Genomic DNA, 16267 nt, shown 5'->3' on the forward strand with positions numbered 1-16267 from the left:
GGGCTGAGGACAAATAAACTATGCCACGGCGGGCAGGGTGGTCGGCAAGTCGTATTCTGGTCACGTTACCGTATATGGCGGCACCCAAATGAAACCTGAACGGCGCGGAAAAGTTTCTGTCCGCGCGTTCATGCGCGACCGGACTGGCCTGCGGGCTTTGACAATCGCGGTATGATCGCGTCATTTGCCGGCAAATGGCTGAAACGGGATGTGAAAGACATGATCGACCTGTTCATCATCGGCGGCGGCATCAATGGCTGCGGCATTGCCCGCGATGCGGCAGGGCGCGGCCTGACGGTGCGGCTGGCTGAAAAGGACGATCTGGCGCAGGCGACCTCCTCGCGCTCGACAAAGCTGTTCCACGGCGGGCTGCGCTATCTGGAATATTTCGAGTTCCGGCTGGTCCGCGAAGCCCTGCATGAGCGGGAACTGCTGCTGCGGGCCATGCCGCATATAAGCTGGCCGATGCGCTTCGTGCTGCCGATCCTGCCCGAGATGCGCTTTGAATCCAGCACGCCGACCTCGCGGCTGCTTGGGGTGGTCATGCCGTGGCTGCGCGGGCGCAGACCGGCCTGGCTGATCCGGCTTGGCCTGTTCATCTACGACAATCTGGGCGGGCGGAAGATCCTGCCGGGGACGCGGCAGCTTGATCTTACCGGGGACGTGGCGGGCAAGGCGCTGAAACCGGGGCTGAATCTGGCCTATGAATATTCCGATTGCTGGGTTCAGGATGCCCGGCTGGTGGTCCTGAATGCCCGCGACGCCGTCGCGCGTGGGGCCGGGATCATGACCCGCACCCGTGTCGTCTCGGCCCGGCGTGAGGGCGATCTGTGGCGCATCGAAACGGTGAACGCGGCGGGCGAACGCGAAGAACATCTGGCGCGGGCGCTTGTGAATGCGGCGGGGCCGTGGACCGGGCAGGTGATCCGCGATGTGGCAGGGCTGGACAGCCGCGAATCCGTGCGGCTGGTGCGGGGCAGTCATATCGTGGTGCCGAAGCTCTATGACCATGATCGCTGCTATTTCTTTCAGGGACCGGATGGGCGGATCATCTTCGCCATCCCGTTCGAGCAGGATTTCACCCTGATCGGCACCACCGATGAGGATCACGAAAGCGATCCCCAGTCGCCCGAAATTTCGCAAGATGAGAACCGCTATCTCTGCGATTTCGCCAGCCGGTATTTCGCCCGCCCCGTGACGCCGGAACAGGTGGTCTGGACCTATTCCGGGGTGCGCTCTCTCTATGATGACGGGGCAAGTTCGGCCACGGCGGCGACGCGCGATTACGTGATGACTCTGGATGAGGACGGCGCACCGTTGCTGAATGTGTTCGGCGGCAAGATCACCACCTATCGCCGCCTTGCCGAAAGCGCGATGCGCAGGCTTGAGCCGTTTTTTCCCGCAGCCGGTGGCAAGTGGACGGCGGGTGTGGCGCTCCCCGGCGGAGATTTCCCGGTGGACGGCGTCCCGGATCTGGTCGCGGAATTGCGTGCCGCCCATCCCGCGCTTGACGAAAAGCAGGCGCTGCGCCTGATCCGCGCCTATGGGACTGAGGCGCGGCAGATCCTTGCGGATGGCCCCGGCGCCGATCTTGGCGGCGGATTGTCCGAGGCCGAACTACACTGGCTGATGACCCGCGAATGGGCTGAAACCCCCGAGGATGTAATTTGGCGGCGCAGCAAGCTGGGTCTGCGTATGACCGACCAGCAGATCGCTGCGCTGCAGAGCCGCATGGATCACGCCAGAGCGACCGAAGCGGAAGCGTAACAGTCTTTCAGATTGATTTTGAAAAAGCCCCACGCGGGCTTAAAAATTCTGCAAAACATACTGAAAACGCATAAAAATATACTCCTTCTTTCCTTTAGGGCAGCTTGCTGGGATCTGAAATGGCCCGCTTTCCCGCGCTGACGGCGAAACGGCCATTGCAAATACCCCGGCGGACATGTCCAAATCGGCTGAAACCGGAAGGCCAGATTTCGAGGAGGGACGTTATGCCGGATGAAGACATCAGCAGGGATCGCCGTCAGGAGGCGCTCGATTATCACGAATTTCCCAAGCCGGGGAAGCTTGAGATCCGGGCGACGAAGCCAATGGATACCGGGCGCGACCTGTCCAATGCCTATTCTCCCGGCGTCGCCGAAGCCTGTCTGGAAATCGAGAAAAACGCGCTTGAAGCGATGCGCTATACCGCGAAAAGCAATCTGGTTGCGGTGGTCTCGAACGGCACAGCGGTGCTGGGGCTGGGGAATATCGGTGCGCAGGCCTCGAAGCCGGTGATGGAGGGCAAGGCGGTTCTGTTCAAGAAATTCGCCGGGGTGGATTGCTTCGATATCGAGGTGGACGAAACCGACCCGGAGAAACTGGCCGAGATCGTGTGCAAGCTTGAACCGACTTTCGGCGCGGTCAATCTGGAGGATATCAAGGCACCGGATTGTTTTCTGGTCGAAAAGATCTGCCGCGAGCGGATGAATATCCCGGTTTTCCACGATGACCAGCACGGCACGGCCATTGTTGCCGCGGCTGCGGCTAGCAACGCGATGCGGCTGTCGGGAAAATCCTTCGAAGATATCCGCGTGGTGGCGCTTGGCGCCGGTGCGGCGGGGATTGCCTGCCTGAAAATGCTGATGGTGCTGGGGGTCCGCAAGGACAATATCACCATGCTGGACAGCAAGGGCGTGGTGCATACGCAGCGCAACGACCTGAACCCGGAAAAGCAGGAATTCGCCCGCGACACGGAAATGCGCACCACGATGGAGGCGATGGAGGGCGCGGATCTGTTCCTCGGCGTCTCGGGTCCCGGTCTGCTGACGGCCGAAATGGTTGCGAAAATGGCCGATAACCCGATCATTTTCGCCCTTGCCAACCCGACCCCGGAAATCATGCCCGAAGAGGCCCGCAAGGCCGCGCCGAATGCGCTGATCGCCACCGGGCGCAGCGATTATCCCAATCAGGTCAATAACGTCCTGTGTTTCCCGTTCATCTTCCGGGGTGCGCTCGATGCCGGGGCGACGGAGATCAACGATGAGATGAAAGTGGCCTGTGTCGAGGCGATTGCGGCGCTTGCCCGCGAAACCACCTCGGCGGAGGTCGGGCAGGCCTATCGCGGCGAGACGCTGACCTTCGGGCCGGATTATCTGATCCCGAAACCCTTCGATCCGCGCCTTCTGCCGACCATTGCGACGGCTGTCGCCAAGGCTGCCATCGAATCGGGCGTGGCCACGCGCGATCTCGATCTGACGGATTATCACCGCAGGCTGCAGGGCAGGGTGTATCGCAGCTATAACATCATGCGGCACGTCTTCGAGGCCGACCGCGTTGTCAATCGCCGTCTGGTCTTTGCCGAGGGCGAGGATGAGCGCATCCTGCACACGGCCCGTCAACTGATCGAGGACGGCTATGACACGCCGATCCTGATCGGACGGCCCGAGGTGATCCAGCAGCGGCTGGACCGCGAAGGCATCAGGCTGGATCTGGATGCGGTCGAGGTGATCAACCCCGAAAGCGATGCGCGGTATCGGGATTACTGGAGCGCCTATCATAAACTTATGCGCAGACGCGGTGTGACCCCGGATCTGGCCCGCGCGATCATCCGCACGAATACCACGGCGATTGCGGCGATGATGGTGCATCTGGGGGATGCGGACAGCATGATCTGCGGTACGTTCGGGGAATATCGCTGGCATCTTCGTTATGTCAGCGAAATCCTCGCACGGGGCGCGGCGCATCCGGTCGGAGCGTTGTCCCTGATCATTCTCGAAAAGGGACCGCTTTTCCTCGCCGATACGCAGGTTAATCTGGACCCCGAACCCCAGCAGATCGCGGAAACCGTGATCGGCGCCGCGCGGCATATGCGCCGTTTCGGCATCGAGCCGCGTATCGCTCTGTGTTCGGCCTCACAATTCGGCAATCTCGACAGTGCGACAAGCCGGAACATGCGGGCCGCGATGGAGATTCTGGACGCGATGGATCTCGATTTCGAATATGAAGGCGAAATGCCCGCCGATGTCGCGCTCGATCCCGAATTGCGCGAGCGGCAATATCCCGATGGCCGCCTGACCGGCGCTGCCAACGGGCTGGTTTACGCCAATGCCGAAATCGCCAATGCCGCGCGGAACATGCTGCGATCTGTCGCGGGCGGGCTGGAGGTCGGGCCGATTCTGATGGGGATGGAGAACCGCGCCCATATCGTCACGCCCGGCATTACCGTGCGCGGGCTGATGAATATCTCGGCCCTCGCCGGCAGCAATGTGTCCAGCTATGGCTGAGATTTCCGCAATGTGATCACGGGTCCGGCAGGCATTCTGCCGGGCCTTTTTTCATATCCGGGCAGGGTATCACTTTCCGGTTTTTCTTGAAGCAGTTGGGGATTTTCATTGGTTCCGCCCGGCTGCGCCCTTCGGATACTCTGACCGACAGACAGCGAGGAGACCCCCAATGCAGGACTTTGCCATCATCTGGGACTGGATCGGATTTGCGGTAAGATGGACACATGTCATCACCGCAATCGCCTGGATCGGTTCGAGCTTTTATTTCGTTGCCCTCGATCTCGGGCTTCGCAAGGTGCCACATCTTCCCGTCGGCGCTCATGGCGAAGAATGGCAGGTTCATGGCGGCGGCTTTTATCACATCCAGAAATATCTGGTCGCGCCCGACAACATGCCGGACCATCTGATCTGGTTCAAATGGGAGAGTTATTCGACCTGGCTTTCCGGCGCTGCGCTGCTGATGGTCGTCTACTGGGTCGGCGGTGAGCTGTATCTGATCGACCCGGCCAAGGCCGAGCTGGCGCTGTGGCAGGGTATCCTGATTTCGGCGGCGTCCCTGTCGATCGGCTGGCTGGTCTATGACCGGCTGTGCAAATCGGGTCTGGGAGAGCGTCCGACCTTCCTGATGCTGCTGCTGTTCCTGCTGCTGGTGGCGATGGGTTACGGCTATAATCAGATCTTTACCGGCCGCGCGACCATGCTGCATCTCGGTGCGTTCACCGCGACGATCATGACCGCGAATGTGTTCTTCATCATCATGCCGAACCAACGAATCGTGGTGAAAGATCTCCAGGAAGGCCGCAAGCCCGATCCGAAATACGGCAAGATCGCCAAGCTGCGTTCGACGCATAACAACTATCTGACCCTGCCGGTCGTGTTCCTGATGCTGTCGAACCATTATCCTCTGGCCTTCGCAACCGAGTATAACTGGCTGATCGCGGCTCTGATCTTCCTGATGGGCGTGACCATCCGGCATTTCTTCAACACCATGCACGCCACGGGCAGCATGAAATGGTGGACCTGGGCGGCGACGACGGTTCTGTTCATCGGCGTGATGTGGCTTTCGACCGCGCCTCTGTGGCAGTCCTCCTACGACGAATCCGAAGCGCAGGTGCTGAGCCCCATGCAGCAGAAATTCGCGGATGCCGAAGGGTTCGACGATATCATGACCATTGTTCCCGGACGCTGCGCCATGTGCCATGCGCGGGATCCGGGATATGACGGCATTCACCGTGCGCCCAAGCAATTGCTGCTGGAAACGCCCGATGACGTCACCCGCGCCGCGCGGCAGATCTATCTTCAGGCGGGGCTGACCCATGCCATGCCGCCGGCCAATGTCAGCTTCATGGAACCGGCCGAGCGTCAGGCCATTGTTAACTGGTATCGCAATGCCACGGGACGGGACCCCGTGGCACTGGCGCAGAATTAAGCCGGATTGCGGGCCGGTATTGCAGGCCGGGCCGACCGGCCGCAATCGCCGATGTGGCATAAGAAGCACAATATGCCGCAATTACCTGAGTTTTATAGTCAGGGTTTGTTGACTGTCCGGTGAAGGGAGATCAGGAGGGGCACTTAACATTTATTGTAAGGTTTCCCCATGCCCCACTCGCCCGCCCGCCTGTCCATTCTTGCAACGGTCAGCACCTTCGCGCTCTGCGCGACCGCCCTTGCTCAGCAGACCGGCACTGCCGAAACCACTGCCGTGGACAATCCGGTCTTCGTTCTGGGGACGGTCTATCTGGATGCCGAGGATGTTGCGGGCTATGTCGCAAGCGGTGCTCAGGTCTCGAAATCGCTGACGCCGATCTCGGAACAGCAGCAGGCGATCTCGGTGGTGACGCGGGACCAGATCGACGATCAGGGTGCGCAGAATCTCGGTCAGGCGCTCAGCTACAGCTCCGGGATCAATGCCGAGCCGTTCGGCGCGGATCCCCGTTTCGATGCGCCGACCATGCGCGGGTTCGAATCCTCGGGTGCCCAATATGTGAACGGTCTGCGCCAAAGCCGGTATTTCGGCGGGGTGAGCTATGAAACCTACGGGATGCAGCAGATCGAGGTCATGCGCGGCCCGTCATCGGCGCTTTATGGTCCGGGCAGCCCGATCGGCATCATCAACCAGGTGCAGAAACGTGCCCAGTCGGCAGATTTCTCGGAAGTGGGTGTCGGCTATGACAGCAATCAGAGCGGTCAGGTCTTTTTCGACATCAACCGCGCCGCCTCGGATACGCTGTCATGGCGTTTCACCGGGATCGGTCGCGATGAGCAGACCCAGATCGATGAGCTGACCAATGAGCGCGCCTATCTGGCAGGGGCGTTGCGCTGGAACCCGGATGCGATGACCACCATCGATGTGATGGCGTCCTACACCAAAGATTCCCCGATCTCGCCCACCGGCGTTCCCTATGCGCTGACCGAAATCGCCGATGGGGACGATCTGCGCGAGATGTATACCGGGCAGGAAAACTGGGACGACAGCGACCGCAAGATGTGGAATATCGGGGTTGAGGTCAGCCGCGATCTGGATAATGGCTGGACGCTGAGCCAAGGGTTCCGCTACGAGAAATTCGACTGGGACTATACCGGCACCTATGTCAGCACCGGCGCGGTCGTGAACCCGGACGGGACGTTCCTGCGCGGATCGAGCTGGCAGAGCGAAAGCACCGAAAGCCTCAGCCTCGATACGCGCCTGAACGGAGAAGTCACGACAGGGCAGGCGGTGCATCAGCTTCTTGTCGGTGTGGATGTCCGCAAATATGACGCCGATGAGACCAGCCAGATTCAGCGTGATACCACCATCTTCAACTGGCGCGATCCGGGCGCCTATGTCGCGCCGCCCGAAATGACAATCGCCCGCAGCAGCGGTGAGACGACGCTGAAGCAGGTTGGCGTCTATGCGCAGGATGAGATCATCTATGGCAATTGGCACGGCACGGCCGGGCTGCGTTACGACTGGGCAAAGCAGACCGGCGATCAGTACGATGTGCCGTCGGAATATGAGGAAGATGAAGTGACTGGCCGCGCGGGCCTGTCCTATGTCTTCGCGAACGGGCTGATGCCTTATCTCAGCTATGCGACTTCGTTCGATCCGCAAACCGGGCTGAACGAAAACGAAGATCCGCTGAAGCCGACCAAGGGCTATCAGTGGGAAGCGGGGGTAAAATACCAGCCGACCTCGTTTGACGGGCTGATCACGGCATCGGTCTATGATCTGCGTCAGACCAATGTGAACCAGTATGCCGGACGCAATGATGCGGGTAATCTGCTGTATTATCAGGTCGGCGAGGTCAAATCCCGCGGTCTGGAACTGGAGGCCACGGCAGAGCTGAACGCTGCGTGGAAGATCCGCGCCAGCTATGCCTATAACGATACCGAACAGCAGGGCGGCACCAATACCGGCCAGCCAATGTGGAACGCGCCGCGCCATTCGGCAAATCTGTGGGTGGATTACGATTTCGCCAACGGGCTCGAACTGGGCGGCGGGCTGCGCTATATCGGTGAGCGTGACAACGTCAACAATACGATTGAACTCGACTCCTATACGCTTGTGGATGCCGCTGCCCGCTATACGCGCGGCAATGTCGAGGCCAGTCTGAACCTGTCGAACCTCACCGATGAGACCTATCTGGCCACCTGCAGCTGGTTCGGCTGCTATTACGGAGAGGGCCGCACCGCCTCTGCGAAGGTCACCTACAAGTGGTGACCGGACGGGCCGCCACGTATAGGCCCGACCGACGCCATCTTCTTGCCGCCGCCGCTGCGATGCTGGCGGCGGCGGGTTTTTCGCCCCGGATGGGTTCCGCGCAACCGGCCGCGCCAAGGCTCGCCGCGATTGACTGGGCGATGATGGAGACCGCGATGTTCATCGGTCACATGCCGGTCGCCGCTGCCGAGTTGTTACAGTTTCGCGAAACCGTGCCGCCGGGTCTTGTCCCCGGTGAGGTGGTAGATCTGGGTCTGCGGGGCAGTCCGAATTACGAGTTGCTGCAACTGATCCTCCCCGATCTGATCCTGAGTTCGCCCTATTACACCGCCTATGAGCAGCGTTTGCAGCAGATCGCGCCCGTCATCTCGCTGGAATTCTTCGTGCCGTCAGAGCCGCCTCTGCCGAAGGCGCTTCAGGCGCTGAGCCTGCTTGCCGAGGGAATCGGCGATCCCGACGCGGGCAGGCGTGCGCAGCAGAAGGCCGGGCAGGCTCTGGCCTCGGCGGCATCCGGTTTGCGTGATCTGGTGGATCGCCCGCTTTGTCTTGTCGAGGTCGGCGATTCCCGGCATTTGCGGACATTCGGTTTCGACAGCCTGTTCGGCAGTACGCTGGATCATATGGGGCTGCAAAACGGCTGGTCCGGCCAGACCGAATTCAGCTTTCTGGCGCCGGTCCCGATCGAGCGGCTGGCGGATTTTCCCGATGCCGCCATTATCGTCATCGGTCCGGTCCCGCCCGAGGCGCTTCGCAGCCTGTCGCGCAGCGTTCTGTGGCGGGCGCTTCCTGCGGTCAGCGAAGGCCGCGTCTATCAATTGCCTGCGCTGAATGCCTTTGGCGGTGCGTGGTCGGCGGTGGCCTTTGCCCGCGCTCTTGAAACCGCGATGCGCTCGGGTCCGGTCGGGGCGCTTGCATGAGCGGCGGGATTGTCACGTCATCCCGGCCCGTCCGCGGCATGGTGCCGGGGATCGTTCTCGCGGTCGCCTGTGTCGCGCTGCTGCTGTGGCTTCTGTCGGCGCTGCGTCTGTTGCCGCTGGCGGACTGGCCCGGCTGGCCGCTGCGCGCCGAGGCGATGAGCCTCGATCAGATCAGGCTGGCCTTCGGGCTGATGCCGCGCGGCGTGATTGCGCTGATCGCAGGTGCCGCGCTTGGCCTCTCCGGAGCGATCCTGCAAGTCGTGTTCCGCAACCCGGTCGCCGATCCGACGACTCTGGGGATTTCATCGGGCGCACAGCTTGCCCTTGTGCTGGCGACGGTGTTTTCCCCGGCGCTGCTGGAGGCCGGTCGCTGGCCCGTGGCGATGGGCGGTGCGGCGCTTTCGGCGGGGATGGTTCTGCTGATCGGCGCACAAAGAGCCTTCGCTCCGGTCACGATGGTGATCGCCGGAATGCTGGTCGGCATGACCGCCAGTGCGATTGCGACCGCGATCACGCTGGCGCAGGGCCGGTATCTTCTGTCTCTGGTGATCTGGAATGGCGGCTCATTGGTGCAGCAGGACTGGTCCGGGGTGCGGGTGCTGGCGCTGATCCTGATCGGTTGCGGCGCGGCCGCCATGCTGATGGCCCGACCGCTGCGGGTGTTGTCGCTTGGGGCGCAGGGCGCAAGCGGGCTTGGAATGAATGTCGTCATGGTCCGGCTGGCGGCGGTGACGGTCTCGGTGATTCTGGCGGCCTCTGTGTCCGCCGAGCTTGGGCTGATCGGTTTCGTCGGGCTGGCCGGTCCCGCTTTGGCCCGCACGCTCGGGGTGCGCGGGATTGGCGGGCTGCTGGTCGCCGCGCCGGTGATCGGGGCGCTGATCCTGTCGGTCTGCGACGGGCTGGTGCTGGCCGTCGCCGGGCTGAGCGGAGAGATGTTCCCGACCGGCGCTTTGACCGGGCTGATCGGCGGGCCGTTGCTGATCTGGCTGCTGCCCCGTCTGCGCGGCTCGACCCCGCCCGGAACCGAAAGCAATGAGGGACCCGCGCCAAGGCGCGATCATCCCGGACGGCTGCTGTTCGTTCTGGCAGGCGTGCTTGTCGTCTCATCTCTGATCCTTGTCTGGATCGGCCGGGTTCCGCAAGGATGGGCCGTGCTGGACTGGGACAGCTTCACCGCCTTTCTGCCGATGCGCTTGCCCAGACTGATCGCAGCAGGGGCTGCCGGTGCGGCTCTGGCGCTTGCGGGCGCGATCCTTCAGCGTATGACCGCCAACCCGCTTGCCTCGCCCGAGGTTCTGGGCGTCTCGGGCGGTGCGGCACTTGGCTATGCCGCCACGGTCTTTATGATTGCTGCTCCGGGCAGCGCGATGCTGGCTGCCGGAAGCATGGCGGGGGCGGCGGTGGCGCTTGCGCTGCTGGCCAGCTTCACCTCACGCCGGGATATGCCGCCTGAAAGGGTGCTGCTGGCCGGGATTGCCGTTTCCGCATTCTCGGCTGCGGTGCTGTCTGCGGTGATGGCAATCGGCGATACGCGCAGTTTCCGGGTGCTGGCATGGCTCAGCGGGTCATCCTCTGGCGTCGGCATGAGGGGGGCGCTGATGCTGGCCGGGATCGCCGTATCGCTGCTGATCGCATCTTTGCTGGCGCGGCGCTCGCTTGCCTTGCTGCCTCTGGGCGAGGGCGTCGCCAGCGGACTTGGGCTGAAGCTGCGGCAGGCGCGTCTGGTACTGATCCTGCTGGCCGGGATTGCGACGGGGGCGGCCACGATCCTTGTCGGGCCGATGTCCTTTGTCGGGCTGATGGCACCGCATATGGCGCGGCGGGCAGGGCTGGCGCAGCCGGGGCCGCATGTGGCGGGTGCTGCGCTGATCGGCGCCATCCTGATGATCGCCGCCGATTTCGGCGCCCGCATGGCGGGTTTCCCCTATGAATTGCCGCTTGGCCTGTTCGCATCGCTGATCGGGGCTCCGTGGCTTATCTGGTTGATTATGAGGCGCGTATGACGACAGAGCCGGTTTTCCGCATTGACGGACTCAGCGTCGAGGTCCCGGGCCGCCAGTTGCTGGACGGGCTGTGGCTCGATTTGCCCGCCGGTCAGGTGATCGGGCTGATCGGACATAACGGCTCGGGCAAGTCCACGCTTCTGAAGTCGCTGGCGCGGCAAATCCCATTCACCGGCGATGTCGCGTTCGAGGGCCGGATGCTGCGCGACTGGCCCGCACGCGACCTTGCCCGGCGTCTGGCCTTTCTGCCCCAGCATCCGCCCCCTGCCGAGGGCATGACGGTGCGTGAACTGACCGCGCTTGGCCGCTATCCCTGGCACGGAGCGCTCGGGCGCTTTTCCGCCCCGGATCGCGATGCGGTGACGGCGGCACTTGAGGAATGCGGGCTGGAGCCATTCGCCGATCGTCTGGTCGATACGCTGTCGGGCGGTGAGCGGCAGCGGGCGTGGCTGTCGATGATGGTCGCGCAGCAGGCCGGAACCCTGCTTCTGGACGAGCCGATCTCGGCGCTCGATATCGCCCATGCGGTCGATGTACTGGCTCTGGTGCGCCGCATGACGCGCGAACAGGGCCGCACCGCGATCATCGTTCTGCATGAGGTGAACATGGCCGCGCGGTTCTGCGACCATATCGTCGCGCTCCGGGGCGCGAAACTGGCCATGCAGGGCACCCCGCGCGATCTGATGCAGCCTGGAACGCTGCGCGATATTTACGGGCTGCGCATGGAAATCCTGCAACGCGAGGACGGCCAGCCGGTCGCCATTCCTGCCTGAAGCCTTACAACTGGGCGATTGCCTAACCCGGTCCTGCCGCGTAATGAGGAGGGGGCCGGTGCTTGCCGGTTTTCTATATCATCTCCGCAAGGAAATGATAAAAAAGGAAAACAGCGAAATGTCTGAGATTGTCTTTCCTGTCATCCTCAGCGGAGGCTCGGGCACGCGTCTCTGGCCCTTGTCGCGTAAATCCTATCCCAAGCAGTTTGTGGAGCTTCTCGGCGACGAAACCCTGTTCCAGCAGGCGGGGCTGCGCTTTTCCGGGGCGGAGGCCGAAGCAGAGGGATTCCAGCCGCCCGTCATCGTCACTGGAGGCGATTTCCGTTTTGCCGTGATCGAACAGCTTTCGAATGTCGGCGTCGATCCGGGCGCGGTCATTATCGAACCCGAGCCGCGTAATACGGCTCCGGCCGTTTTGACCGCTGCCTTCTATCTTCTGGCCCGCGATCCCGAGGCGATCATGCTGGTGGCCCCATCGGATCATGCGATCCCGGATGCTGATGCGTTCCGGCAGGCGGTCCGTCGCGGGCTTCCGGCAGTTGCGCAGGGAAAGATCGTCACATTCGGCATCACCCCGGACCGGCCCGAAACGGGCTACGGATATCTGGAACTCTCCGATGCGCCGGACGGCTCGGGCGAGACATCCGATCTGGTGCGCTTCGTCGAAAAGCCGGATGCGGCAACGGCGGTCGACATGCTGGAATCGCGTCGGTTTCTGTGGAATGCGGGGATTTTCCTTGCCCGTGCCGCCGATATGGTCGAGGCGTTCCGCAAACACGCCCCCGATATCGTCGAACCTGTCTCGACCGCATTGAAGGATGCGACCTCGGATCTGGGTTTTCTGCGTCTCGCACCCGATGAATATGCGAAGGCACCGTCGATTTCGGTCGATTATGCGGTGATGGAGAAGGCGGATAATCTGGCCGTCGTGCCGTTTTCGGATGGCTGGTCCGATCTTGGCGGATGGGATGCGGTCTGGCGCGAGCAGGGGCCGGATGAAAACGGGGTTGCCGTCTCGGGCGAGGCGCAGGCCATAGATTGCCGCGACACGCTTCTGCGCTCTGAATCGGAAGGGCAGGTGCTGGTCGGGATCGGTCTGGACAATCTCATCGCCATTGCCATGCCCGATGCGGTTCTGGTCGCACCGAAGGACCGGGCGCAGGATGTGCGCAAGGCAGTCGATCTGCTGAAGGCGAAAAACATCCCGCAGGCAGAGACCCTGCCGCGCGATTACCGCCCCTGGGGCTGGTATGAAACGCTGGTTCTGGGGCCGCGTTTTCAGGTCAAGCGCATCGTCGTCAATCCGGGCGCCTCGCTGAGCCTGCAAAGCCATCACCACCGGGCGGAACACTGGATCGTCGTCGAAGGCACCGCGCGGGTGACGGTCGATGATCAGGTCAAGCTGGTGACCGAGAACCAGTCTGTCTATGTGCCGCTTGGCGCGGTTCACCGGATGGAAAATCCCGGCAAGCTGCCGATGGTGCTGATCGAGGTTCAGACCGGTTCTTATCTGGGTGAGGACGATATTATCCGCTATGAGGATATCTATGCCCGTGGGCAGGGGGCGAGGGGCTGATGGCTGCTCTGAGCTGTTTCAAGGCCTATGATATCCGGGGCCGTCTGGGCGAGAATCTGGATGCGGACATCGCCTTTCGCATCGGGCGCGGCTTTGCGCGGGCGCTTGGGGCGAAGCGGGTGGTTCTGGGTCGCGATATCCGTGCCTCAAGCGTTGAGCTTGCCGATGCGGTGGCGGATGCGCTGATCGCCGAAGGGGTCGAGGTTCTGGATCTGGGCCTTTGCGGGACCGAGGAAATGTATTTCGCCACCACGCATTTCGATGCTGACGGCGGCATCGAGGTGACCGCCTCGCATAATCCGATGGATTATAACGGCATGAAGATGGTCCGGGCCGGGTCGGCTCCGCTTGACGGGGCGACGGGTCTGGATGCGATCCGCAAACTGGCCGAGGCGGATGATTTCAGGGCGGCTCTGCCCGGTGGCAGCCGCCGCGATGTCTCGTTCGAGGCGCGGGCGGCCTATGTTGCGCGGGTTCTGGAATTCGTGGATGTCACCGCGCTGCGCCCGCTGAAAATCGTCGTGAATGCAGGCAATGGTGCGGCGGGGCCGACCTTTGACGCGATTGCCGACGAGCTGGCGCAGCTTGGCGCTCCGCTGGAGTTCATCCGCATCCATCACCAGCCCGACAGCAGCTTTCCGAACGGTATTCCCAACCCGCTTCTGCCTGAAAACCAGCCGGTGACGGCCAATGCCGTACGTGAGGCAGGCGCGGATCTGGGGATCGCCTGGGATGGCGATTTCGACCGCTGCTTTTTCTTCGATGAGACCGGCAGCTTCATCGATGGCGAATATATCGTCGGTCTGCTGGCGGCGGCATTTCTGGCCCGAGAGCCGGGCGCACGCATCGTCCATGACCCGCGCATCATCTGGAACACGCGCGATATCGTCGAAAGCACCGGTGGCACCGCGATCCAGTCCCGCACCGGCCATGCTTTCCTCAAGGCCGCTTTGCGGGAACATGACGCGGTTTATGGCGGCGAGATGTCCGCGCATCACTATTTCCGCGATTTCGTCTTTTGCGACAGCGGCATGATCCCGTGGCTTCTCGTAACCGAGCTGATGGGCCGGGCGAAGAAGCCGCTCTCGGATCTGGTGGCGGATCGCCGTGCCGCCTTTCCGTCATCCGGTGAGATCAATTTCGTCGTCGCCGATCCTGACGCCGCTCGTGCCCGTGTCGAAGAAATCTTCGGAGCGGAGGCGCAGGGCCGGGATGAAACGGACGGGTTGTCGCTGGACATGGGGACATGGCGGTTCAATCTGCGATCTTCCCAGACGGAGCCCGTGCTGCGACTGAACGCGGAATCGCGTGGAGACCGTGATTTGCTGGATCGGAGCGTCGCGAAATTGCGGCGGTTGATCGATGAGGGCGAGTCGTTCGGGGGCTGAGGCAGGGATATGTCTGTTGCGCAAAAGACACATCTTTTGTTAAATGCCAGCAGCCCGGAAACCTTCCGCTTACCTTCGCGTTATGGCGGCGTGATCCGGGATAACGACCGCCGCCTGGTCCCGGAGCCGCCACCTCGGCTTCCGCCGGATCACACCTCTCCCCTCTTTCAATACTGTATGTCTCAACCACGCGTCATGCGCATGGTTCAGGACAATATCGGGTTGAAATGCCGCTCGAAACAGGCGCAGCTTTCTGCCACAGAATGATGAATCGTCATTCCGACAGGCGCTGTGAAACAGGAGCATCGTCATGGCTAATCATATTTTCGGCCGCTGGGCCTCGGCGCAGCTTCCGGTCGCGGCGCGTGGCGATGGTTGCTATATCGTCGACAGTTCCGGCAAGCGCTATCTCGATGCTTCGGGCGGGGCGGCAGTGTCCTGTCTGGGGCATTCCGACCCGGATGTGCGGGCGGCCCTGCATGCGCAGCTTGACGAACTGGCCTTCGCGCATACCGGGTTTTTCACCTCGGAGGCGGCAGAGAAACTGGCTGACCGGCTGATCGCCCATGCGCCGGACGGGCTTGAGCGCGTCTATCTTGTCTCGGGCGGGTCCGAGGCGGTCGAGGCGGCGCTGAAACTGGCGCGGCAATATTTCACCGAGACCGGACAGCCCGGACGTCACCGGGTGATCGCCCGGCGGCAAAGCTATCACGGCAATACGCTCGGCGCACTTGCAGCGGGCGGCAATGCGTGGCGGCGGGCGCAATTCGCGCCTTTGCTGGTTGAAACCTCGCATATTTCCCCGTGCTATGAATATCGGGACAGAGAGGACGGCGAAACGCAGCATGATTACGGTCAGCGCGTCGCGAATGAGCTGGAGGCCGAAATTCTGCGTCTCGGCCCCGAGAGCGTCATGGCCTTCATTGCCGAACCTGTGGTCGGGGCGACATTGGGCGCGGTGCCTGCCGTGCCGGGATATCTGTCCCGTATCCGTGAGATCTGCGACCGCTATGGCGTATTGCTGATCCTCGATGAGGTGATGTGCGGCATGGGCCGGACCGGGCATCTCTTTGCCTGCGACGAGGATGGCGTCTCGCCCGATATTCTGTGTATCGCCAAGGGTCTCGGCGCGGGATATCAGCCGGTCGGAGCGATGATCGCTTCGGGCCGGGTCTATGACGCGATTGCCTCCGGGTCGGGGTTTTTCCAGCATGGCCATACCTATATGGGCCACCCGATGGCGGCGGCAGCGGCGGGCGCGGTTCTGGATGCGATCCTTGGCCGCGATCTTCTGGCGCGTGTGAAGATGCAGGGCGAAAGGCTGGATCATGCGCTGCATGACGCGTTCGGCCAGCATCCTCATATCGGGGATATCAGGGGCAGGGGGCTGTTCCGCGGCATCGAACTGGTCGAGGACCGCGCCACGAAAACCCCCTTCGATCCCGGGCGCAGGATCCATGCGAAGATCAGGCGCCTTGCCTTCGAATCCGGGCTGATCTGCTATCCGATGGGCGGGACGATAGATGGCAGGCGCGGCGATCACGTCCTGCTGGCGCCTCCGTTCATCATTGGGGATGATCAGATCGGGGAGCTTGTCGAAAAACTTTCCGGCGCGATTGATGACGCGCTCGCCTGAGACAGCCGG

11 protein-coding genes are annotated in these 16267 nt (G+C 62.4%); all 11 read left to right on the forward strand.

Annotation, left to right across the window (positions count from 1 at the left end):
* Nucleotides 1-219: 219 nt before the first annotated feature.
* The 11 genes from glpD (at nucleotide 220) to PAE61_RS07825 (ending at nucleotide 16258) form a co-directional block, all read left to right on the forward strand.
* Complete coding sequence (gene glpD, locus PAE61_RS07775; protein ID WP_271114742.1) at nucleotides 220-1767, forward strand: glycerol-3-phosphate dehydrogenase; 1548 nt, start codon at nucleotides 220-222, stop codon at nucleotides 1765-1767.
* 224 nt (nucleotides 1768-1991) lie between these two features.
* A complete protein-coding gene (locus PAE61_RS07780; protein WP_271114743.1) occupies nucleotides 1992-4265 on the forward strand; it encodes an NADP-dependent malic enzyme in 2274 nt (757 codons plus the stop codon).
* A gap of 169 nt (nucleotides 4266-4434) precedes the next feature.
* The gene (locus PAE61_RS07785) at nucleotides 4435-5694 is read left to right on the forward strand and encodes a urate hydroxylase PuuD (RefSeq protein ID WP_271114744.1); all 1260 of its coding nucleotides are present in this window, start codon (nucleotides 4435-4437) and stop codon (nucleotides 5692-5694) included.
* A 168-nt stretch (nucleotides 5695-5862) separates the two neighbouring features.
* Nucleotides 5863-7965: a TonB-dependent siderophore receptor gene (locus PAE61_RS07790; protein ID WP_271114745.1), complete on the forward strand. Its 2103-nt coding sequence runs from the start codon at nucleotides 5863-5865 to the stop codon at nucleotides 7963-7965.
* Complete coding sequence (locus tag PAE61_RS07795) at nucleotides 7962-8882, forward strand: ABC transporter substrate-binding protein (RefSeq protein WP_271114746.1); 921 nt, start codon at nucleotides 7962-7964, stop codon at nucleotides 8880-8882. Before PAE61_RS07790 ends, PAE61_RS07795 begins: the two co-directional genes overlap by 4 nt.
* Nucleotides 8879-10885, forward strand: coding sequence for a Fe(3+)-hydroxamate ABC transporter permease FhuB (gene fhuB, locus PAE61_RS07800; RefSeq protein WP_434803114.1), 2007 nt, complete (start codon nucleotides 8879-8881; stop codon nucleotides 10883-10885). Before PAE61_RS07795 ends, fhuB begins: the two co-directional genes overlap by 4 nt.
* A complete protein-coding gene (locus tag PAE61_RS07805; RefSeq protein WP_271114747.1) occupies nucleotides 10882-11658 on the forward strand; it encodes an ATP-binding cassette domain-containing protein in 777 nt (258 codons plus the stop codon). The genes fhuB and PAE61_RS07805 overlap by 4 nt, the downstream gene beginning before the upstream one ends.
* Nucleotides 11659-11776: 118 nt before the next feature.
* On the forward strand, nucleotides 11777-13234 hold the full coding sequence (locus tag PAE61_RS07810) for a mannose-1-phosphate guanylyltransferase/mannose-6-phosphate isomerase (protein WP_271114748.1): 1458 nt from the start codon (nucleotides 11777-11779) through the stop codon (nucleotides 13232-13234).
* Entirely contained in the window at nucleotides 13234-14622 is a 1389-nt protein-coding gene (locus PAE61_RS07815; protein ID WP_271114749.1) for a phosphohexomutase domain-containing protein, read from the forward strand. The genes PAE61_RS07810 and PAE61_RS07815 overlap by 1 nt, the downstream gene beginning before the upstream one ends.
* 9 nt (nucleotides 14623-14631) lie before the next feature.
* The gene (locus PAE61_RS07820) at nucleotides 14632-14889 is read left to right on the forward strand and encodes a hypothetical protein (protein WP_271114750.1); all 258 of its coding nucleotides are present in this window, start codon (nucleotides 14632-14634) and stop codon (nucleotides 14887-14889) included.
* A gap of 43 nt (nucleotides 14890-14932) precedes the next feature.
* The gene (locus PAE61_RS07825) at nucleotides 14933-16258 is read left to right on the forward strand and encodes an aspartate aminotransferase family protein (protein WP_271114751.1); all 1326 of its coding nucleotides are present in this window, start codon (nucleotides 14933-14935) and stop codon (nucleotides 16256-16258) included.
* Nucleotides 16259-16267 lie beyond the last annotated feature (9 nt).

The organism is Paracoccus aerodenitrificans (genome assembly GCF_027913215.1).
GTDB lineage: Bacteria > Pseudomonadota > Alphaproteobacteria > Rhodobacterales > Rhodobacteraceae > Paracoccus > Paracoccus aerodenitrificans.